20 protein-coding genes are annotated in these 21500 nt (G+C 63.5%); 11 read left to right on the top strand and 9 right to left on the bottom strand.

Going from position 1 to position 21500, the window contains the following annotated elements; genetic code table 11:
* The first annotated feature begins 48 nt into the window (after positions 1-48).
* On the top strand, positions 49-1953 hold the full coding sequence (locus RBH26_RS09475; protein ID WP_306757983.1) for a PGF-CTERM sorting domain-containing protein: 1905 nt from the start codon (positions 49-51) through the stop codon (positions 1951-1953).
* 114 nt (positions 1954-2067) lie between these two features.
* Here RBH26_RS09475 and RBH26_RS09470 read toward each other — a convergent pair whose 3' ends face one another.
* Together RBH26_RS09470 and RBH26_RS09465 are read right to left on the bottom strand one after the other, a co-directional pair.
* On the bottom strand, positions 2068-3309 hold the full coding sequence (locus RBH26_RS09470; protein WP_306757982.1) for a digeranylgeranylglycerophospholipid reductase: 1242 nt from the start codon (positions 3307-3309) through the stop codon (positions 2068-2070).
* A 156-nt stretch (positions 3310-3465) separates the two neighbouring features.
* Positions 3466-3882, bottom strand: a complete 417-nt coding sequence (locus tag RBH26_RS09465) for a universal stress protein (RefSeq protein ID WP_306757981.1) — start codon at positions 3880-3882, stop codon at positions 3466-3468.
* Between the two features lie 192 nt (positions 3883-4074).
* Between RBH26_RS09465 and nrfD the strand changes: the two genes are divergently transcribed.
* Positions 4075-5424, top strand: a complete 1350-nt coding sequence (gene nrfD, locus RBH26_RS09460) for an NrfD/PsrC family molybdoenzyme membrane anchor subunit (RefSeq protein ID WP_306757980.1) — start codon at positions 4075-4077, stop codon at positions 5422-5424.
* A gap of 19 nt (positions 5425-5443) precedes the next feature.
* Here nrfD and RBH26_RS09455 read toward each other — a convergent pair whose 3' ends face one another.
* Both RBH26_RS09455 and RBH26_RS09450 read right to left on the bottom strand, forming a co-directional pair.
* Positions 5444-6130 (bottom strand): triose-phosphate isomerase, encoded by a 687-nt coding sequence (locus RBH26_RS09455; RefSeq protein WP_306757979.1) that lies wholly within the window; start codon positions 6128-6130, stop codon positions 5444-5446.
* 9 nt (positions 6131-6139) lie between these two features.
* A complete protein-coding gene (locus RBH26_RS09450; protein ID WP_306757978.1) occupies positions 6140-6289 on the bottom strand; it encodes a hypothetical protein in 150 nt (49 codons plus the stop codon).
* A 236-nt stretch (positions 6290-6525) separates the two neighbouring features.
* Between RBH26_RS09450 and RBH26_RS09445 the strand changes: the two genes are divergently transcribed.
* The 3 genes from RBH26_RS09445 (at position 6526) to RBH26_RS09435 (ending at position 9021) form a co-directional block, all read left to right on the top strand.
* Positions 6526-6765 (top strand): hypothetical protein, encoded by a 240-nt coding sequence (locus RBH26_RS09445; protein ID WP_306757977.1) that lies wholly within the window; start codon positions 6526-6528, stop codon positions 6763-6765.
* A gap of 364 nt (positions 6766-7129) precedes the next feature.
* On the top strand, positions 7130-7564 hold the full coding sequence (locus RBH26_RS09440; protein WP_306757976.1) for a plastocyanin/azurin family copper-binding protein: 435 nt from the start codon (positions 7130-7132) through the stop codon (positions 7562-7564).
* Between the two features lie 5 nt (positions 7565-7569).
* Positions 7570-9021, top strand: a complete 1452-nt coding sequence (locus RBH26_RS09435) for a sulfite oxidase (RefSeq protein WP_306757975.1) — start codon at positions 7570-7572, stop codon at positions 9019-9021.
* Between the two features lie 94 nt (positions 9022-9115).
* On the opposite strand, the gene RBH26_RS09430 is transcribed toward RBH26_RS09435, so the two are convergent.
* Both RBH26_RS09430 and RBH26_RS09425 read right to left on the bottom strand, forming a co-directional pair.
* Positions 9116-9640 carry an FKBP-type peptidyl-prolyl cis-trans isomerase gene (locus RBH26_RS09430; RefSeq protein ID WP_306757974.1) on the bottom strand — a complete coding sequence of 175 codons (525 nt, stop codon included), beginning with the start codon at positions 9638-9640 and terminating at the stop codon, positions 9116-9118.
* Positions 9641-9823: 183 nt separating this feature from the next.
* Complete coding sequence (locus tag RBH26_RS09425) at positions 9824-10600, bottom strand: hypothetical protein (protein ID WP_306757972.1); 777 nt, start codon at positions 10598-10600, stop codon at positions 9824-9826.
* Between the two features lie 102 nt (positions 10601-10702).
* Between RBH26_RS09425 and RBH26_RS09420 the strand changes: the two genes are divergently transcribed.
* Positions 10703-11824, top strand: a complete 1122-nt coding sequence (locus tag RBH26_RS09420) for an aminotransferase class V-fold PLP-dependent enzyme (RefSeq protein ID WP_306757971.1) — start codon at positions 10703-10705, stop codon at positions 11822-11824.
* Positions 11825-11899: 75 nt separating this feature from the next.
* On the top strand, positions 11900-12727 hold the full coding sequence (locus tag RBH26_RS09415; RefSeq protein WP_306757970.1) for a universal stress protein: 828 nt from the start codon (positions 11900-11902) through the stop codon (positions 12725-12727).
* 49 nt (positions 12728-12776) lie between these two features.
* On the opposite strand, the gene RBH26_RS09410 is transcribed toward RBH26_RS09415, so the two are convergent.
* Both RBH26_RS09410 and RBH26_RS09405 read right to left on the bottom strand, forming a co-directional pair.
* The gene (locus RBH26_RS09410; protein ID WP_306757969.1) at positions 12777-14816 is read right to left on the bottom strand and encodes a PAS domain S-box protein; all 2040 of its coding nucleotides are present in this window, start codon (positions 14814-14816) and stop codon (positions 12777-12779) included.
* Positions 14817-14971: 155 nt separating this feature from the next.
* A complete protein-coding gene (locus tag RBH26_RS09405; protein WP_306757968.1) occupies positions 14972-15478 on the bottom strand; it encodes a hypothetical protein in 507 nt (168 codons plus the stop codon).
* A 423-nt stretch (positions 15479-15901) separates the two neighbouring features.
* Here RBH26_RS09405 and uvrA point away from each other — a divergent pair, with 423 nt between their 5' ends.
* The 4 genes from uvrA (at position 15902) to RBH26_RS09385 (ending at position 20807) form a co-directional block, all read left to right on the top strand.
* Positions 15902-18865: an excinuclease ABC subunit UvrA gene (gene uvrA, locus RBH26_RS09400; RefSeq protein ID WP_306757967.1), complete on the top strand. Its 2964-nt coding sequence runs from the start codon at positions 15902-15904 to the stop codon at positions 18863-18865.
* A gap of 100 nt (positions 18866-18965) precedes the next feature.
* Positions 18966-19382 carry a hypothetical protein gene (locus RBH26_RS09395; RefSeq protein WP_306757966.1) on the top strand — a complete coding sequence of 139 codons (417 nt, stop codon included), beginning with the start codon at positions 18966-18968 and terminating at the stop codon, positions 19380-19382.
* Between the two features lie 237 nt (positions 19383-19619).
* Positions 19620-20162, top strand: coding sequence for a GNAT family N-acetyltransferase (locus tag RBH26_RS09390; RefSeq protein WP_306757965.1), 543 nt, complete (start codon positions 19620-19622; stop codon positions 20160-20162).
* A 132-nt stretch (positions 20163-20294) separates the two neighbouring features.
* On the top strand, positions 20295-20807 hold the full coding sequence (locus RBH26_RS09385; RefSeq protein WP_306757964.1) for a GNAT family N-acetyltransferase: 513 nt from the start codon (positions 20295-20297) through the stop codon (positions 20805-20807).
* Between the two features lie 37 nt (positions 20808-20844).
* On the opposite strand, the gene RBH26_RS09380 is transcribed toward RBH26_RS09385, so the two are convergent.
* Complete coding sequence (locus tag RBH26_RS09380; RefSeq protein ID WP_306757963.1) at positions 20845-21498, bottom strand: helix-turn-helix domain-containing protein; 654 nt, start codon at positions 21496-21498, stop codon at positions 20845-20847.
* Positions 21499-21500: the final 2 nt, after the last annotated feature.

The raw sequence follows: 21500 nt of genomic DNA, 5'->3' as shown, positions 1-21500 counted from the left end.
GAATGTTAGGAAAAGCTATAAATTGATGCGCTCGCCACTAGTCGACCGATGTTAGATAAACCTCCGCGTCACGCGACCAAGCAGTTGCTTACTGTCGTGATGGCGCTCGTACTGGTAACGTCGATGTTTGCCGGCGTTGCCGTCGCACAGGAATCGCCGCCCGAAGACGAAATCGCGGACGAAGTCTACGTCAACGACGAGGGTGACGCCGTCCTCGTCTACGAGGACGACGCAACTGGGACCGGAACCGGTGAGTTCGGCGTCGACGTCGCCGAAGGCGTCGTGTATATGATGCTCACCGACGAGATCGAGGACGACGTGTCGGCTGCGTTCGATCTGTGGGTCGATACCGACAGCGTCGAGGGATCGACCGACGTCGCCGTCGACCGACCCGACGAGATCGAGGAGTTCTCGATGGACGCTTCGGGCGTTCAGACCGACGAAGAGTCGACATTCGATGCCGACCTCGATCTAACCGTCGACGTCGAGGACGATCCGGAAGCCCAGTCCTTCGAGAAAGCGACGACCCAAGGGACGATCGAGTCGAGCGTCGATCGCTTCTCGACGAGCGGTGAGTACGCCCTCGAGACGGATGTCCCACACGAGATGCCGACGGAACGGACCGACGTCTCGCTGGCCGGCACGAGCGGTGACTACACCCTCAAGGTCCACGACGAGCGAGCGCTCATGCCGTTCGAGGTCGACCAGTGGGAAACCGAGACGGACGCACAGGAGACCCTCGAGCAACAGTTCGGCTCGATCGCCGCCGAGCTCGGCGGTGAGGCGGACGTGACGATTCACGAGCACAGCCTCGAGGAGGCCGCCAGCGGCGAACAGATCCTCGACGTCGACTACACGATCGAGTACGAGGGCCTCGACGAACTCGACCAGGAACTCGCGACCGAACTCGCGAACGATCCTGAAGCCGATCTCACGCAGGCCGAGGCCGAAGCGTTCGTCGATTCCGTCTTCGACCTCGAGTTCGATCCGATCGAACTGCGCCACGTCGACGACGGCGGAACGATCGACGGCGAGTGGGACGTCGATATCGGCAACATGGCCCCACTCACCGAGCAGTCGGTCGCGCTCATGGAAGCCAGCGACGACGGCGAACTCGAAGAGACTGGTGTTCTCGACGACCTCCGTGCACAGATCGAGGCACAGGCAGAAGCCGACCTCGTCCAGACCAGCGAGTGGGACGGTGAACTCAAACAGGACGGCCCCGAGACGATGACGTTCACTGCGACGATCAGCAGTGACGCCGACAACTGGGAGGTGTACGTCGACGAACTCGAGGATCGTGGCGTCGAACAGGAGTTCGATCTCACCTTCGAGGGCCACGGTGAGACGGTCGGTGACGATATCGAACTCGAATTCGAACTCGAAGTCGGTCAGGACGACCTCTTCGATTCCGCACTCACGGCGATTACACAGGACCTCGAGGACGACCCGACCGTCGGTGACTCCGAACTCGAGTTCTGGGAGGCGTTCGACGATGCCGGCTTCGAGGTCGCTGGACTCGACGTCGATGCGACCGACGGGACGATGACGGTGACCGCCGGCGCGGAGTTCGACGATCTCGACGCGTTCCAGGAGGCACTCGAAGACGAGTTCTACGGACTGTCAGTCAACCATATCTACGGTGAAGCATCCGAGGAGACCGAAAGCACCTACCTCTACGTCGACGGTATGGTCGACAGCGAGCCGACCGAGGCCGACGTCGAGGCGATCGAACTCGTCGACGACGAGACGGCGATCCACCTCGATGCGACGCTGGACGATCACCCGCGACTCGACAGCGACGCTGCAGCGGAGTTCCTCGGCACCGACGAAGACGAGGAGGAACGTGCCGATGACGACGAAGACGAAGCCGACGACACGATCCCAGGCTTCGGTGTGGCGGTCGCAGTCCTTGCGTTACTTACGGCCGCGTTGATGCAGCGCCGGAACTGATACTGTTGGACAGCACTATTCGATGATCGGTCGCGAGTTCGCGACCGACGGCTCACTGACTGTTGTCCGACAGTATGACAGGGTCAATATTTTCCGAATACCGCAAAGCGGCGACTACAGGAAGCGAGAGAGGTCCAGTTGCTGTTTTGCAAACTGGGCGAGCATCGGCAGATCGCCAGGTTCGAACAGCCTTACGAGAGCGGGGATGTTACCGCGATTGGCCTTGGCCAGGACCTCCTCGTCGAGTCGCTCGAGGTCGCGCATGAACTGATCGTAGCGCTCGTTCGGTGCGAGATACAGCAGTTGGGTCATCAGCAGGCGCTTTCGCTGGTTCGGCGCGACGTCGCGGTGCCAGAGTGTGTCGTAGATTTCGAGGTTCTCGGCGGTCGGCTCGATGCCGTGTTTCAGACAGCTATCGGCCGCGACGGCAGCGACGCGGCCGGACTGCATGCACTTGTTGATCCCTTCACCCCAGAGCGGATCGACCGTCGGGACGGTGTCGCCGATGGCCATGAACCGGTCGGTGTGCATCTGCCCCGGCATCTGGACGTGGGCCGAACCGCGGTGCATCTTCCCCTCGAGTCGCTTGGCGTCGGCGAACCGCGGATCCGTCTCGAGCCAGTGCTCGAGGTAGTCGTCGACCGTGTAGCCGTCTTTGGCGTATCGCTCGTGGTACTGGTTTTGGATGTAACAGAGTCCGACCTTCGCCGTGTCCTCGCCGGTGTGGAAGATCCACGAGTAGCCACCGGGCGCGATTTCGTGGTCGAGGCGGAGCATCATCGCGTCGCTTACGTCCGCGAACCCGGGACGGTCGACGTCGACGCCTTCGAACTCGTACTCGATTCCGATCGCGTGATTCTTGCGTTTCAGATCGACGACGCCGAGTTTCTTCGCCAGCGGTGCGGACGGCCCGGTCGCATCGATCACGATGTCGGCGTAGATCTCCTCGCTGCCGTTGTACTCGACGCCGACGATCTCGCCGTTCTCCATGATCGGTCCCGTGACGCGGGCGTCGAACCGATACTCCGCGCCGTCGGCGCGGCTGTCCTCGACGAGGAACCGCTTGAAGTCGCCGAACTCGAGGACTGCACCGGCGTGTTCTTTCACGTAGTGGTTCATCGGCGACTCGAGGACGACTTTCTCGGTGTACTGCATCACGACCTCGTCGGGGATGCCAAAGGAGGCCATCATGGAGTGGAACGTCCCCGCGGTCGACTTGTTGCTCTGGCGCGGGAACTCCTCTTCCGACTCGGTCTCGAGGACGACGACGTCGTAGCCCCGGCTCGCGAGGTCACGCGCACACTGGCCACCCGCCGGGCCAGCACCGGCAATCACTACATCGTAGCGGTCGTTCATACCGTCGAAACTGTTTCGGAGCCTCATTAGTTTGTTCAGTCGCGGTTGAGTCTCTACTTTCGAACAAATATTATATATTATATGTCAGCAGAGAGTTATAGAACCGAACGGTGAGCGACGGCTTTCTCGAGTCGAAACGCTTGCCGCTCCTCGGTGTTACCGGACGATCGTCACTGGCACCGGCGACCGACGGGCGATCCGCTCGGCCACGCTGCCGAGTAGGACCCGCGAGACGCCTGATCGGCCGTGGCTGCCGACGACGACCCGATCGACGTCGCGTTCGCTTGCGTACTCGACGACGGCGGCCGCGGGCTGTCCGGTCAGTAGTTCCGTCCCGATCTCGACGTCGTGTTCTGCTCCACGTCGACGAGCCCGTTCGAACAGTTCGGTCGCGCGCTTGCGGCGCCGATCACGGATCGTCTCACTGCCGAGATGTGCAGCCTCGCCGTAACCGCTCTCGCTCGGATCGACGACGTGGACGACGACGATGTCGGCCTCGGGATGTTCCGTGAGTGCGTACTCGAGGGCCGCCCAGCTGGGTGCCGATTCGTCGAGACCGACCAGGAGTTCCATATCGACAGTTCGCGGAGCGAACACTTTAGTGTGGTGTGTTACCAAATGTCAATATACGGCGGACGAGAACTGAAATACCCGAGAACGCCCGGTGTAAACCACCGTCCGTTGGGGAACTGAGCCGTCGTGCTTGCAAGGCCAACGGATGGACTAATGCACGTCGCCGGAATACCCTTGTGAAGCCCTGACACGATGAGTACGAAAACGCCACGAAAGGCCGACATCCTGCGGCCGATACAGAACACGTCGTCGAAATACTTCATCCTGACCGGCGTTGCGGGGCTCGCGTTCGCCCTCTTCCTGGTCGGTTGGCTCTACCAGCTCTACCAGGGGATGGTTGTGACCGGCCTCTCGGACTGGGGGACCGGCGGCGGCGTGACCTGGGGACTGTACATCGGTGCGTTCATCTGGTGGGTCGGAATCGCTCACGGCGGGATCATCCTCTCCGCGGCGGTTCGACTGCTCGGCATGGAACGGTACATGCCAGTCGCTCGACTGGCCGAGTTGCTGACGCTCGCCGGTCTCTCCGCGGCCGGCTTCTACGTGATCGTTCACATGGGTCGTCCCGATCGGATGGTCACGAGCGTCCTCGGCCACTACCACATCACGGTCCACAATTCACCGCTGGTGTGGGACGTGACCGTCATCACGGCCTACTTCGTGCTGACGGCGACCTACCTCGCACTGACGATCCGATACGACGTCACCCGACTGCGCGACCAACTCCCCGACCGATTCGAACCGCTTTACAAACTGATGACGATCGGCTACACCGAGAAGGAAGACCAGATCGTCCAGCGGATGGTCTGGTGGCTCGCGCTGGCGATCATCATCATGGCGCCGCTGTTGCTCCACGGCGGTGTCATTCCGTGGCTGTTCGCCGTGATCCCGACCATGCCTGGCTGGTTCGGCGCCGTGCAGGGACCGCAGTTCCTTACCATCGCACTCACGTCGGCGATCAGCGGTGTGATCCTCCTCTCGTATGCCTTCCGCTGGGCGTACGACTGGGATCACATCATCACGGACGACATCTTCCGCGGACTCACGCTTTGGCTTGGCTTCTTCAGCCTGCTGTTCCTCTGGCTGCAGCTCCAGCAGATGACTACCGGCACCTTCGCCGCCCCGATCGACGCGACTCAGATCACGATCGCGACGCTGACCCATCCGATCTACATCCTCTCGATGGGACTCGTCGGCATCGTGTTGGCTTACATCTTCGCTCAGACGATCCGTCCGGCGCTGTTTACGAGGATGCGAGCCGTCGCCTGCGGCGTCGCCGTCCTCACTGCGACGCTGCTCGAGAAGATCCTCTTCGTCGTCGAGGGCTTTATGTACCCGACGATGGACGTCTACGGCGCAACCCCCGGTGAGTACTTCCCGAGTCTCATCGAGTTCGCGTCGATCCTCGGGACGATCGGCATGGTGGTGTTGTTCTTCCTCAGTATCGCCAAAGTCATCCCCGTCGTCGAACTCCACGCGATAGAGCACCTCCAGGAGAAACAGGAACACGGGCGGGAACACGAACCGGCGAGACACGACTGAGTTCGTCTCTCGCCGTCGTCTACTCCAGTTTATCCGGGACAGCGTCTGCGATCGACCGCAGCCACGCCTCGAGATCGTCGGCCGCAAGCGCCGCCGAGGCCGCGCCCGTCGCGTCGACCCCACAGTCGAACGCCCGCTCGACGTCGTCGGCGGTTCGAACGCCGCCGCCGACGAACACCCGTGTTCGCGACCCCTCGCGTTCGACCATCTCGACGAACGCCTCGAGTCGGTCGGGATGGGTTCGGATCAACCCCTCCTCGCTGGCGATGTCGTCGGGGCGTTCGAACAGGAGACAGTCGGGATCGTACGCCAGCGCGGCCCGTCCCTGTTCGCGGCTGTTCACGCAGACGATCGATTCGAGACTACACTCGCGACAGCGATCGATCAGCCGTGGGACGTCGCCGAACGTGGCCTCGTTTTGTGGGTGGTTGACGAAGACAGCGTCTGCACCAGCGGCGGCGACAGCCTCGAGGGTCGGCGTTCCGAGCGCGGCGTCCTCGCCGTGTCGTGCCGACTGGGCGACGACCGGCAGGTCGGTCCGGTCGGCGACGAGACGGACGTCGGTCGGCTGTGGGGCGATGGCAAAGCGCGTTCCGGTGGCCGCACCGACGCGTTCGATCGTCTGTGCGAACGCCAGCCCGTCCTCACCGACCGTCTCGGCGGCCGTCTTGAAGTTGATCAGAAAAAAGGGGTACTCGAGTGCCATCGCTGGCGGTCACTCCGAGTAGCCTTCTTGTAAGAACGCTCCCTCGGTCTCGTAGATCGTAAGCAGTTCCTCGAGGAACTCCTCGTAGGATTCGCCCTCCTCGCAGTGGTTGTCGAGTCGTTCCCTCATGTCGTCGCTGATCTCGATGGTATGTGGCATGGATGAGAACTGAACCTCCACCCGTACCGTCGGTGGCAGATACCATATAGTCCGGGGTCGGGTCCGCAGTCGAGGGGGTGATACGAACTGCTGTCCCGATGTCCCGCCGATCGCCAGGCCGTCGGCAATTGGCGGTCAGTGACGACAGGAGACCGTATGAGAGGGTGCCGTCGGCCGGACGTTGGCCGGCACAGGACGGCCGGAACGGTATCACGGTCGTCGTGATACCACCGACTATGACGGCACCACTAACCGACGACGAGGTCGGCAAGACGGTCGTCGACGCAGAAGGGAAGGAACTCGGAATCGTCGCGAAAGTCGAGGATCGACGCGCCTACGTCGACCCCAACCCCTCGATCGCCGAACAGCTCTTGGCGTCGCTGGGCGTCGAAGGCGACGAGGAGGAGGACTACGTCGTCACGGAGGACATGCTCGAGTCGGTCGGCGACGAGATCAGGTTGCGCGGCGACCTCTGATACGGGTTGCTGTAACGATGTACCGGCGCAACCCCAGCCCGGGTCGCGGTTACGCCGGCAATGACGTACAGTAACCCGTATGAGACGGGCCGCGTACTCTTTTTTCGGAGGCCCACAAACGGGTAGTCGTCTGTACGAGTTCTCGTCTCGAGGACGATACCCAAACGCTCCCACTCGAGATCAGTCTCGCATATCGAGTGTCATAGCTTCAGGTAAAATTATCCACTACTTCGGAGATCCATAACCAGAATAAGTTACATAAGAGAGAATATCGAACGAAATCGCTTATCTACAAGATTTTGTTGCCGCTATCTGTGGTTTGATCTTCGAATGCAAGGTAAGGGTATGTGGTATCGTGTCACACATGTTCGGTCGCAGACGGTTTTTAGCGGGTACCACCGCGATCGGTGTTGCCACACTCGCAGGGTGTAGCGGGGACGAAACGGAAGACGACGGCGAAGAGAACGGCGGTGACGACAACGACGAGAATCGGGTCATCGTCGCACCGGACGGAGACTGGCGATTCGAGCCGGAGGAGTTGACGATTTCGGTCGGCGAAACCGTAACCTGGTACTTCGATGCACCGGGCCACAACGTCACGTCACACCCGGACGCGTCGGACCAGAACGAAAACCCGGACGACGCGGAACCGTTTGCCTCCTACGAGGGAGACAGCCACTCTTCACTAGACGAGGAGGGGACCGAGTTCGAACACACGTTCGAGACGCCGGGTGAGTACGTGTACGTTTGTGAACCACACGACGGGAGTATGATCGGCACGATTATCGTCGAGGAATAACGCTCATGTCTACGGAACATACACCGAACGAGCGAGCGAACGGATCGGGCACCGAAAACGGATCAACGACGGATACGAAACGATTCCTGAAGCGACGACGGTTCATGGCGACGGCGGGTGCCGTCGCCGGCGTCGCCCTCGCGGGCTGTTCAGCCGACGAGGACGGGGAGGCCGACGCGGACGAAAACGGCGACGACGACGGTGACGACGACGACGAGGCACTCGAGCGAGGGACGACGGAGTACTTGGAGGACGCGTATCCGGGACTCACGGTACACTCCGCAGATCCGGAGAACGGGGAAGCCGCCGAGCGGGAGACGTATATGAACTACATCACGCCGGCAGAAGAACACTTCATCAGGAACCGCTATCTCTCGCCGGATATCGACGAGGACGACCACGAGGTCGAACTCAGACTCGGCGACGAAACAGTCGAACTCTCGATGGAGGAGATCAAACACAGCTATTCCACCGAGTCGGTCGCTCACACGATGCAGTGTACCGGAAACGGGCGCTCGTATTTCGAGCCCGAAGTCGGCGGCAACCCGTGGGCGTTCGGCGCGGTCGGCAACGCCATCTGGACGGGGACACCGGTCAGCGAGATCTTAGCGGAGTACGACGCGGACACCAGCGACGGGATGTGGCTGATGGCCGCCGGCGACGACGTCCCAAGCGAAGACGATCAAGTGTTCGCCCGGTCGATCCCGATGCAGAAGGTGATGGAAGACTGTCTCCTCGCCTACCAGATGAACGGGCAGGACCTGACTATCGAACACGGCCATCCGGTCCGACTCCTCGTTCCTGGCTGGTACGGCTGTAACAACATCAAGTGGCTCTCCGAACTGGAGGTCATGGACATGATGATGTACGGCGACGAGTGGGAGCGCTACTACAACTGGCAGCAAAACTCCTACCGGATGGAAACCGGCGGCCGAGACGCCGAACACCACGAGGAAATCGAGGAGTTCGACACGAGAGAGCAGATGGACCTCGCCGCTGAAGATGCCCATCCGCTGGCGTACGCGTACGATCAGCTCGTAAAGTCCGTAATCGGCTATCCGGGCGAGGATGCGACCGTCTCCCCGCGAGCAGCGGACGGCCGGGTCGAAATCGTCGGCGTCGCGTGGGCCGGCGACGACGCCGTCGAAGTGGTCGAGATCTCGACCGATGGCGGCGAGACCTGGGAGAACGCCGAACTCTTCACACCCGAGATGTCCGGCGTCGACGACAGCGGCTCGTGGCAACAGTTCCGGTATCTGTGGAATCCCGAGGAAGACGGCGAGTACGTGATCTGCTCGCGTGCGACCGACGAACTCGGTCGCACACAGCCTCGAGAGGTCGCCCACGAGGACGACGAACTCGAGACGATCGAGAACGACGCGTTCCCGTGGGAAGCCGGCGGCTACGCAAACAACGCCTACTGGCCACACCGCGTAGAAGTCGACGTCGAACTCTAGTGGCGGCCCACGCCTGATATGCTGGGCCGAGCCATGTCGTGCGGGTCGGTTCGACCCAGCAGTCGACGGGTGGAACGGTACTAGCGTTCGGACGCTACTCGCGGCGGCGTCCGGCTTTCTTTTCCCAGTTTCTCGCCGACTCCTCGCCGGGCTTGCCGTGAACGTCGAGGAGATCGACGTCGATCTCGAGTCGTTTGCCCGCCAGTTCGTGGTTGAAATCGACGACGACGGTGTCGTCGGTGACGTCCGTGATCCAGCCCGACTGACCGTCGGCGGTCGTCACCAGCGTCTCGGATTCGATCGAACCGTCTGTACGCTCCTCGATTACGTCCCGCGGGAACGTCTCGACTTTCGACGCCGATCGCTCGCCGAACGCCTCCGCCGGATCCGCGAGAACCGTCGTCGAGTCGCCGGCTGCCTCGAGTTCGCGCACCGCGTCGGTGAGTGCCGGCACGACGTCGTCGTCGCCGACCCGGAACTCGAGCGGTTTGTAGTCACGATTGGCGTGATAGATCCCCTCGCGCCGTGCCGTGTCGACGTCGGTCGTATCCATGACCGTCCCGTCGTCTGCCAGCCGCGCCGTGTAGTGGACAACGGCGATCTGACCCGTTTCGACCATGTGCCACCTATTGTCGCTCCAACTGTAAATATTCGGTGTGTCAACATACCACCCGTCGTGTTCGCTCACGTCCGCTCGTCGCAGGGCGTGGCCGCGTGCGTCGAGAGACGGCTCGTCTCGAGTGAGCCCGGGCGTTCGCGCTCGAATCGGTACCGCCATCGGGATCGCTTCGCGGCTGGGACGCTACTCGAGAGACTGCTCGCGCCAGGTCGTCCAGTCGTAGAGACGCTCGAGTTCGCCGCCCTGCTGGCGGATGGCGACGGCGGTGTTGAACAGGAAGGCGGCGACCAGCGTCGTCCCGACGATCCAGGCGGCGTCGGCGAGTGCCCCGTAGCCGTCGACGTAACTCGTCACCAGATCGACACAGACAATACCGGCGACGACCACGATCGCCGGCAACAAGTGACGAGTCAGTGCAGCAAGCGTCGTTCCCTCGTGGACGCGGACGGTCTGGACGCCGTAGAAGATCGCCCACGCCGAGGTGAGGATCCAGCCGACCGTGACGACCGGTCGCGTCCAGTCGGTGTCGACGAGGAACGTCCCCCACCACGCGGCGACGAAGATCGCGATGACCGCGTAGTCGGCCCAGGCAGGCAACAGCCGCGAACGGTCACTCCCGGTCCGTTCGGCGTGGTACATCGCGCGGATTCCGACGGTTAGAAAGAGAATGAAAAACAACACGGCGCCTTCGACGAACAGCGAGAGCGGGTCGGGCTCGAGCAACAGGGTGCCGACGCCGGCGACGGCGTAGACGATCGCGGCACCGATACCGAGAAAGAGATACCACTGTGCGTCGGTGACGTCGGCCGCGAGGACGTCACGGACGTAGACGAACGTATAGTACAACAATACGATCGCTGCGATCCCGATCGCGAGGTACGCAAACAGCTGTCCGATCGCAACCGTCGTCGCGGGGTCGCTGGCGTCGAACGTGATTGACGGCACCGAGGCTGGTATCATCAGGTTCGAGTGACAAGCGGACCGAATAAAAGTCCACCCCTCAGTTACCGGTCGGCGAAAGCGCAAGTGTATATAACACGGTCGCCGACGAACGGCCACGCGATGACACCACTGGAACTCCGCGAGACGATTCCCGCCCTCGAGTCCGGAGCCTACCTCAACTGGGGGGCCGGCGGTCCGAGTCCGCGCCACGTCGTCGAAGCGGCCGAATCGACTCTCGAGCACCACGAGTACGACGCACCGACCGCCGAGGGACAGTATCCGGCCGCGTTCGACGCCTACGACGACGGTCGCGAGGCGGTCGCCGGACTGCTCGGCGCCACGCCGGCCGAGATCGCCCTCACGGAGAGTACGACCGACGGAATCAACCGCGTCGCTGGCGCACTCGAGTGGGACGAAACCGACGTCGTCGTTCGCACCGACCTCGAACACTCCGCGGGGATCCTTCCCTGGCAACGACTGGAGCGTGAACGCGGGGTCGACGTCCGCGTCCTCGAGACGGAACGCGGACGGCTCGATCTCGAGGCCGTGAAAGCGGTGGCCGACGACGCGACGCTGTTCTGTGTGAGTTCGCTCACGTGGACCCACGGCACCCGGCTGCCGATCTCGGAACTCGTCGAGATCGCCCACGACGCCGGCGCGCTCGTCCTGGTCGACGCCGTCCAGACCCCCGGCCAGCGACCGATCGACGTCAAGGAGTGGGGCGCCGACTTCGTCGCCGCTGCGGGCCACAAGTGGCTGGCTGGCCCCTTCGGCTCCGGGTTCCTCTACGTCCGCGAGGGTCTCGAGTGTGAACGGGCGCTCGTCCCGGCCGCGATCGGGTATCGCAGCGTCACCGCGGAGAACGCCGCCGAGTACGAACTCGAGGCCGGGGCGCGGCGCTTCGAGGTCGCGACCGCCAGTCCCGCCCCTCACGCCGGGCTGGCCGCAGCGATCGAGCGACTCGAGTCGATCGGGCTCGCAGCGATCGAAACACGGATCGAAACGCTGACCGACCGACTCAAAGGCGGGCTCGACGACGAGCAGCTACTGAGTCCACGCGAGTTCGAGTCAGGGCTCGTGACGATCGACGTCGACGATCCGGAGACGGCCGTCGAGCACCTCTCGGAACGGGGAATCGTCCTCCGATCGCTTCCCGGTCCCGACGCGATTCGGGCGTCGGTTCACGCGTTCAACACACGCGAGGACGTCGATGCGTTACTCGAGGCGCTTCGAACAGTCTGATACGATACGTTGCGTTGGAGTCTCTTGGAAGGCAAGAAGGGATAGTTGTAAGTCGCGTTGCCGTGATCGTAACGTATGTTCGATCGGATCCTCGTGCCAACAGACGGGAGCGGCCCGGCGAACGCGGCACTCGAGTACGCCGGCGAGATCGCGGCCAGGGAGCAGATAACGGTCCACGTGTTGTACGTGACCGATCCGGACGAGGATTCGGCCGTCGCCAGCGAGCAGCTGGCCGAGAGTCGCGAGTGGGCCGGCGACGATACCGCCCCGATCATCGACGACGTCGAGACCGGCGATCCACAGTCGGCGATCCTCGATTACGCGACCGACAACGACGTCGACGCGATCGTTATGGGGACACGAGGACGACAGGGCGTCGGTCGGCTGCTGCTTGGCAGCACGACCGAATCAGTCGTCCGCGAAGCGCCCGTCCCCGTCCTCGTCGTTCGGGGTGCTGCCGAAGTCAGACGCCGCTATCCTCTCGAGACGATCCTCGTGCCGACCGACGGCAGCCCCCACGCCGAGGCCGCACTCGAGCAGGCAGCGGTCGTGGGGAGACACCACGACGCGACCGTCCACCTGCTTTCGGTCGTCGACGTGAGCCCGGCCGCACTCGACGAGCGCGACGACCTCCGACTCGAGCGACTCGAGACTCACGCCGAAGACGTCGTCGACGAGGGAGTCGCGACGGTCGAAGAGATGGGTGCCGACGCGACGGGGGCCGTAAAACACGGCTCGACACACCGCGTGATCCGGTCTGCCGCGGACGACGTCGGCGCGGATCTCCTCGTGATGGGAACCCACGGCCGGAGCGGGCTCGATCGGCTCCTGCTCGGTAGCGTCACGGAGCGCGTGCTCCGACGGGCGCCGGCGCCGGTACTGACGGTCCGCCAGCGGGACTGATACGGACTGCTGCGCTCAACGATCGTCCGGCATCGGGAACCGACGCTCGTCACCGACCGTCGACGAACTCCGAGGCGATCTCGAACCGTGCACCGCCTTCTTCGCTGTCGGTGATCTCGAGCTCCCAGCCGTGGGAGTCGACGATCGTCGTCACGATCGAGAGACCAAGCCCGGTCCCGTCGGCCGTCGAGTAGCCTGTCTCGAGGACCCGTTCTCGCTCCGATTCGGGGATGCCGACGCCGGTGTCGGCGACGTAGAATCCGTCGTCGGTGACGCCGACTCGGACCGTCAGCTCGTCGGCCGCGGTCGTCTCCGCCGTCGGCTGTTGCGTACTCGTCGAACTCGAGCCATGCTCGACGGCATTCCGACGAGTGTGTGAGTCGGGGGTCGTCGAGCCGTGCTCGACGGAGTTTCGAAAGAGGTTCTCGAACAGCTGCTGGAGCCGCCCCGGATCGGCCAGTACGCGTCGATCACAGGCGAGTTCGAGCGACGCGCCCTGCGGGTCGACGTTCTCCCAGGCTGTCGCAGCGACGTCGGCCAGCGAGACCGGCCGTGGATCGTCGATCTCCCGGCCCTCGCGGGCGAGCCACAGCAGATCGTCGATGATCGTCGCCATCCGCTCGTGGGCCTGCACGACGGCGGCGAACGACTCTTCGTCGCCGGTCTCGCGGGCACGCTCGAGTTCGCCCATCGCGACCGTCAGCGGGTTTCGCAGATCGTGAGAGACGACGCTGGCGAACTCCTCGAAGCGCTCTTTCTGTCGCTCGAGTTCACGTTCACGGCCGATGCGATCGAAGGTCGCCTCGAGGCTCGAGGCGACGATCCGGACGAGCATGACGTCGGTTTCGTCGAACGCCGCCGTCGTCTCGGAGCCGACCAGCAAGACGCCGTGATCGCCGATCGGAAGGACGATCTCGCTGCGGATCGGCGTCTCGGCGTCGTAGACGTCCGGCGCCTCCCGGACGTCGTCGTAGATCGCCGCCTCACCGCGCTCGAAGACCCGCCAGGCGATGCCGTCGCCTGGGCTGAACCGGGGTACGGTCTCGAAGAGGTCGACAGCGGGATCGGAGAGGGCTGCCGGCCGGAGCCACTCGCTCGTCTCGTCGTAGAGGAAGACTCCGTTGAGTTCGATATCCAGGAGCTCCTCGAGGTGGGTCGTCGTCTGGATCGCGACCTGTTCACGGCTCGTCGCTTCGAGCCACTCGCCGACGGCCTCGTGGAGCCGGCGAAGCTGAGACTCGCGGCGCTTCTGTCTCGTGATATCGGCGTTGACGGCGACGAAGTTGACGATTTCGCCGTCCTCGTCCGTGATCGGCGCGATGGTCTGGTTGACGACGTACTCCGCGCCGCTTTTGTGCCGGTTGACGATCTGATTTTCCCAGACGCCGCCCTCGAGGATCGTCCCCCACAGCTCGGCGTAGAACGCTCGGTCGTGGACGCCGGATTTGAGCAGTCGTGGCGTCTCGCCGATCGCTTCGGCGGCGCTGTAGCCGGAGACGTCCTCGAAGGCAGGGTTGACGTACTGGATCGTTCCGTCGGGATCGGTGATGTAGATCGAGTGGCCCGCCTGCTCGACGGCCTGGCGGAAACTCCGGAGCCGCTGAAGCCGCCGCTTTCGCTCGGTCACGTCGACGACGGAGCCGTCGGCTGGATCGTAGACCGCAATGGCGTCGTCTAACGCGTCGAGAATCTCATAGCAGTCGCCGTCCAGACGCGTCGACGTCGATTCGAGTGCCCGCTCGAGGCGTTCGACGAGTGTCTCGTGACCGTCGGCCCGTCGCACGTAGTCAGTGGCTCCCACCCCCAGCGCGTCGCTTGCGAGTCTTTCCGATCCCTCCGTCGGGAAGACGACGATGGGAAGCGACGGACACCGATCGCGGATGCGTTCGATCGCGGCGACCGCGTCGAGGCCCGGTTCGGCGTGGCCGACGACGACGCCGTCGACCGCAGTCGACTCGAGTGTCGAAAGCGCCTCCTCGAGGTCCGACACCGACGTGACCGCCCGATCGGGAAACGCACGGGAGAGCACAACGGCGACGTCGTCAGGTCGCGTCTCCGCGGCGACGAGACGGAGCAGCCGACCCGTCATCGATCGGCCTGGATCTCCGTCGACTCGAGGGCGTCGAGTGCGGTCGCCACACTGAGCGGCTGATCCATGTTCGATACGCTAGTCACTGGAGTGATGGGTAATAACGGTTGTTGCCAACGACGATCGAAGCGCACTCGCCGGTGGCGGGGCGACGCCTACTCGTCGGCAGACTCCGAGTTGGTGGCAGCCTCGACCATCGTCTCCCGTTCCTCGAAGTACGCCGGCGCGTCGCGGTCGGCCTCGAACTCCACGACACGAGTCAGTGCCTCGTCGCCGTCGTCGACCTCGGTCTGTAGCTCCGCGGCGAGTTCCGTGTAGTCCGCAGCCAGGTCCTGGAACGCCTGCATTCGCGTTTGTTTCGCCTGAACGAGCAGTTGTTTCTCCTTGACCTCACGCTCCCGGTCCTCGAACGTATCGAGATCGAGCCCGTTTTCGCCCCCGTCGGGTCCCGCCGGCGTCGAAGGGCCGTCCGTTCCGGGCGTCGCGTTTGCGTGATCCTCGAGTTGCCCGCGGAGCTCGGCCATCTCCTCGTCGATTTCGGCCAGTAGGGCGTCGGCTTCCTCTCGCATCGTCTCGACGCGTCCCGAGAGCAAACCGGCCTGCGTGTGACAGTAGTCGACGACGTCGTCGACCGGCAGCTCGGACCCAGTGTCGTCGGTCATACACGACCGTTCGGGCTTCCGACCGAAGTCAGTTTGGTCCGATCGCACCGAGTCCCGATACACGGTTTCGCTATGGCTACCATCGTTTCCGGTCCTCGCGTCCGGTGTGACGATCGAGCTGTGGCTGATACTGTCGGACAGCAGTCACTGAAGAGAATTCGCCGGACGGAAGCGGCAAATTCTCACAATAGTTCTGTCCGACAGTATGATCGGTCGCCGCGGCGGATCGGGAGAGGGATCGCGGCCCGCCGCGAGTGACTGACCGCCTCGCCTGCGCGCGATGGGACGTTGGTGCAGAGATTTGCTAGCAGAGAGCACGCTATTCGGTTTTCAGACCCGTTAAGTCGTTCCGGCCACTGACTCAGTCACAGTGAATCGAGTACCGCGTCGCGCAACCACCCGATCACGATTCATCACCAAATCATGAGCAAAGACACCATCGAGGTACGAGGTGCGGAGGAACACAACCTCAAGGACCTCGACGTCACTATTCCCCGCGAGGAGTTCACCGTCGTCACCGGTCTGTCGGGGTCGGGGAAGTCGTCGCTGGCGTTCGAGACGGTCTACGCCGAAGGCCAACGACGCTACATCGAGAGCCTCTCGGCCTACGCCCGGAACTTCCTGGGCCAGATGGACAAACCACAAGTCGAGACCGTCGAGGGACTCTCGCCGGCGATCTCGATCGATCAGAAAAACGCCGCGAACAACCCCCGCTCGACGGTGGGGACCGTCACGGAACTCCACGACTATCTTCGTCTCCTCTATGCCCGCGTCGGTACACCCCACTGTCCCGACTGTGGCCGCGAAGTCGGCGAACAGTCGGCCCAGAACATGGTCGAGCGTATTCTCGAGCTCCCCGAGGGGACGAAAGTCAAGCTGGCCGCGCCGGTCGTCCGCGACCAGAAGGGCGCCTTCGAGGACCTGTTCGAGGAACTCGTCTCGGAGGGGTACGCCCGCGTCGAGATCGACGGCGAGGAACACGATCTCACGCTCGATGACCCCGACCTGGACGAGAACTTCGATCATACGATCGACGTCGTCGTCGACCGCGTGAAGGTCTCGGCCGAGGACCGGCCACGAATCATCGACAGCGTCGAGACCGCCCTCGAGGAGGCCGACGGCGTCCTGAAGGTCATCCTGCCCGATCCCCCGGCAGAGGCTGCCGAAGACCTCGGCGCGGAGGCCCGCCGGACGGGTGCGCTGGGCGACGAGATCGACGAGGACGACCGCTTCGTCGCCGAGTTCTCGAAGGACCTGGCCTGTACACACTGTGGGATCGACGTCCCCGAGATCGAGACGCGCTCCTTTTCGTTTAACTCGCCCCACGGCGCCTGTCCCGAATGTGAGGGCCTGGGAGAGACCAAGGAGGTCGACGAAGACCTCGTCATCCAGGACGAGTCCAAGCCGCTCAAACACGTCTTCGAAGCCTGGAGCTACAACCGCTCGTACTATCAGACCCGACTCGACGCCGTCGCCGAGCACTTCGACGTCTCGCTGTCGACGCCGTTCGAGGACCTCGATACAGAGATCCAGCAGGCGTTTCTCTACGGCACCGACGAGGAAGTCGTCTTCAAGCGACAGACGAAAAACGGCACCCGTCGCAAGAAGAAGCGATTCGAGGGCGTTATACCGAACCTCGAGCGGCGCTACCTCGAGACCGACTCGGACTCGACCCGCGAGCATATCGAGGACTACATGTCGGTCACGGAGTGTCCGGCCTGTGATGGGACGCGTCTGAAACCCGCCTCCCGCGCAGTGCTCGTCGACGACACCTCGATCACCGAAATCAACGCGATGAGCATCGGCGACGCCTTAGCGCACTTCGAGTCGCTCGAGGCGGACCTGACCGAGCGCGAGAAGGTGATCGCCGAGGAGATCTTAAAAGAGATCCGGGCCCGTCTCGGATTCATGGTCGAGGTCGGCCTCGAGTACCTCACGCTCGATCGGGAAGCGTCGACGCTGTCGGGCGGGGAGAGCCAGCGCATCCGGCTGGCGACCCAGATCGGCTCCGGACTGGTCGGCGTCCTCTACGTGTTAGACGAGCCCTCGATCGGACTCCACCAGCGGGACAACGACCGTCTGCTCGACACCCTCGAGGAACTCCGCGACCTGGGCAACACGTTGCTGGTCGTCGAGCACGACGAGGAGACGATGCGCCGGGCGGACAACGTCATCGACATGGGTCCCGGTCCCGGCAAACGGGGCGGCGAGGTCGTCGTCAACGGGCCCGTCGAGGAGGTCAAAGCCTGCGAGGAGTCGATCACCGGCGACTACCTCTCCGGGCGCAAGCAGATCCCGGTCCCCGACGAGCGCCGCGATCCCGACGGGACGCTCACGATTCGGGGTGCTCGCCAACACAACTTAACGGAGTTAGACGTCGACATCCCGCTTGGCTGTTTCACCGCGATCACGGGCGTTTCGGGCTCCGGGAAGTCCACGCTCATGCACGAGGTCCTCTACAAGGGCCTCGCTCGTGAGATGAACGACAACACTTCGGTCATCCCGGGCGACCACGACGCCCTCGAGGGACTCGAGGAGATCGAGACCGTCCGCCTGATCGACCAGTCGCCGATCGGACGAACGCCCCGTTCGAACCCGGCGACGTACACCGGTGTCTTCGACTACATCCGCGAGCTGTTCGCCCAGACCAAACTCGCGAAACAGCGCGGTTACGAGAAGGGAAGGTTCTCGTTTAACGTCAAAGGTGGCCGCTGCGAGGAGTGTGGCGGGCAGGGAACGGTCAAAATCGAGATGAACTTCCTCTCGGACGTCTACGTCCCCTGTGAGGAGTGTGACGGCGCTCGCTACAACGACGCCACGCTGGACGTCACCTACAAGGGGAAGACGATCGCCGACGTCCTCGAGATGAGCGTCGAGGAAGCCTACGACTTCTTCGAGTCCTCGAGCCGGATCCGCCGTCGTCTCGAGTTGCTGAAAGACGTCGGGCTCGATTACATGAAACTCGGCCAGCCCTCCACGACGCTGTCGGGCGGTGAGGCCCAGCGGATCAAACTCGCCGAGGAGCTCGGGAAGAAAGACTCGGGCGAGACGCTCTACTTGCTCGACGAGCCCACAACCGGACTCCACAGCGAGGACGAACGGAAGCTCATCGACGTCCTCCACCGGCTAACCGACGAGGGCAACAGCGTCGTCGTCATCGAACACGAACTCGACCTCGTGAAAAACGCCGACCACATCATCGATCTCGGCCCCGAAGGCGGCGAGCACGGCGGCGAGATCGTCGCTACCGGGACCCCCGAGGAGGTCGCACGGCTCGAGGACTCCCACACCGGTCGCTACCTCCGCGATCTGCTCCCGAAAGTGGATCTCGAGGGGCCACGCGGGGAGCGCGTCGAGCCCGTGACGGCGCCGATGGACGACGACTGAGACGGACCCGAGAGCCCCGATCGGGCTCGAGCCACCGGGTTGCAACGGGACGATTCTCGTATCCGAACGATTAGGTCACACGCGTCGAAAGGAACGGTCGATGGGTGCACAGAAAACCGTCGTTCGTCGCGGACTCGCCGGTGGGGGCGTCGCCACGTTGCTGTTGGCAGTCGCGTTCGTCGTCGCCCTCGGCGTGGGGTCGCCGTCGACGGTCGGTGTCGTGGCGTGGCTCGTCGCCGTCGGTGCCGGAATGCTCGCTGCCGGCCGCCGGGAACGGGTCACGATCGGCTCGAGGACGATCGGCTGGCCCCGCGTCGCCGCGGTCACGATCGCCGTACTCGCGGTCGGCTGGGGCGTCATCAGCGCCGTCAGCCTCCTCACCGGCGACGGTATCACCGGTCTGGGCCCGCTCGAGGCTGTCCTCACTGTCGGTATCGTGGCCTACTTCGCCTGGTTCGCCCACGAGTGCTGGGTCGGCGGTGCCCGAATCGACGAGGAGACGTTTACCGTCGAGTAGCACTCGCGGACGAACCCTGCGACCGTCATCGTCGACTGGCCGCTTCGGATCGACTCCGGCAACCACCGAACGTTTCGAGATGCAGACAACATGTGAGTTGTATCCGATCGCCATATTCCGCGATCGATAGGCGTTCATCGTCGGTTTCGAAACAGTCCGCCACAGACGTATCAGAACCCGTACAACCAATCAACGGCTGGCCAGGGACTTTTGCTTGCGGGCCGATTATGTCCTACTGTGACCCGCGAGGTCCGGTCGGCGACGACCGACGACGTCTGGGCGATCCACGAGACGGCACGCGAGAGCTGGCACGCCGCCTACGACGACCTGCTCGGTTCCGACCGCGTCGACGAAATCGTCGACGACTGGTATGCGATCGGCGATCTCGAGTCGGCGATCACGGCCGCGAGCGAGCGCGAAACCGTCGTCTTTCTCGTCGCCGTTCCCGATTCGGACGCCGACCTCGAGTCGGAGCACGGGTTCGACGGCGAGTGTCATGGGTTCGCCCACGTCGTGCCGTGGCCGGAAGACGACTCGGTAGCCTACCTCGCACGGCTCTACGTCCACCCCGACCGATGGGGCGACGGTATCGGCACCACGCTGGTCTCTCGTCTCGAGGACGAGCTCGTGGCGTCGTTCGATCGCCTCCGCCTGGCCGTCCTCGCGGACAACGACGGCGGGATCGCCTTCTGTGAGGCCATGGGATTCGATCGACTCGCGACGCGACCGAACGATCTGGCGCCCGGTCTCGAGGAGTACGTCTACGAGAAACCGCTTTGATGGGGGTTCCTGTACGATCCCCCGACACAGTCACAGCCGAGTCGCGGCCCTGCTGGGGGTGACGGACAGGGAGACGTATGAGAGGCGGTCTCTACCCCTCATCATTTCGTTCGAGGGAGGAGATGTTCAGATATGGGCTGGACCGTCCGTCGGGCAACCCCCGACGTAGCACCGGCCGTTCGCGACGTCGCCCGTGAAAGCTGGCACGCCGCCTACGACGACGTGCTCGGACGTCGGACCGTCGCCGCGACGATCGAGCGCTGGTACGACGTGACCAAACTCAGGGATTCGATCGTCGAAGCACGCAACCGCAACGACGCCGTCTTCCTCGTCGCTGCGGACGAAGACGACGGGGAAATCGTCGGCTTCGCACAGGCAGGGCCTCATCGAGAACATTCCACAGTGGCGTCGCTGTACCGACTCTACGTCCACCCGGACCGATGGGGAGAGGGGATCGGGACGGCCTTACTCGAGCGACTCGAGGACGATCTCTCGACGGAGTACGATCGGCTGTGGCTCGCCGTCCTGGCGGACAACGACGTGGGAGTCTCGTTCTACGAGTCGACTGGCTTCGAACGGGTCGGAACCCAAGAGAGCGATCTCAAGGCAGGCCTCGAGGAGTACGTCTACGAGAAACAGCTGTGAGACTCGTTCCCCAGCGGCGTCGGTAACGACGTCGAATTCACTGACCGAGCGCAGCGGTTACGAGTTCGTTCTCAGCCTCCCGGAGAAGCGTCGAGGCCGCACTCTCCGAGCAGTTCAGGCCATCGGCGACATCCGCCAGCGACGCCGTTCGGGGAACGTCGTAATATCCCATGTCACTCGCCGTCTCCAGGGCCTCGAACTGACGCATCGTCAATCTGCCGGCGAGCGTCTCGGCCCGGTGGCGGTGTTCGCTCACACGTTCGACCTCGACACCGACGCCGTCCGGAATCCGCTCTAGGAGATCCGTTAGTGCGGCCGGTTCACCAAGGACGCTGAGCAGGACCCTCTTCCGTCTGGTGTAGACAATCGGTGGCACGATCACAAGGTCGAGGTCGTCGAAGACGCCCATAATCGTCGCATCGACGTCTCTGAGGTCCATCACCGCATACCCGTAGTATCTCCCGTCATCGACAGGAGTGAGTTCGTACCGGCGGACGATCTCGAGGTCGGCGGCGGCCTCTCTGGCCGCTTCGGGGTCGCCGACGAACAGCGAGAGAAAGCGCATCGTCCCCTCGTCGGAGTCGATCTCCCAGGAGAGCAGTTCTTCCCGGAAGACGTCGTCGTCGTCCAGTTCGGGGGACGGGAGTTGCATCGATCGTGGGAGGCGAAAGAGCAGGTCCGCCGATTGCATAC

The organism is Natronolimnohabitans sp. A-GB9 (assembly GCF_030848565.1).
Classification (GTDB): Archaea; Halobacteriota; Halobacteria; order Halobacteriales; family Natrialbaceae; genus Natronolimnohabitans.
Note: the sequence above shows the minus strand (reverse complement) of the source record. Positions and strands in the feature narration are given on the sequence as shown.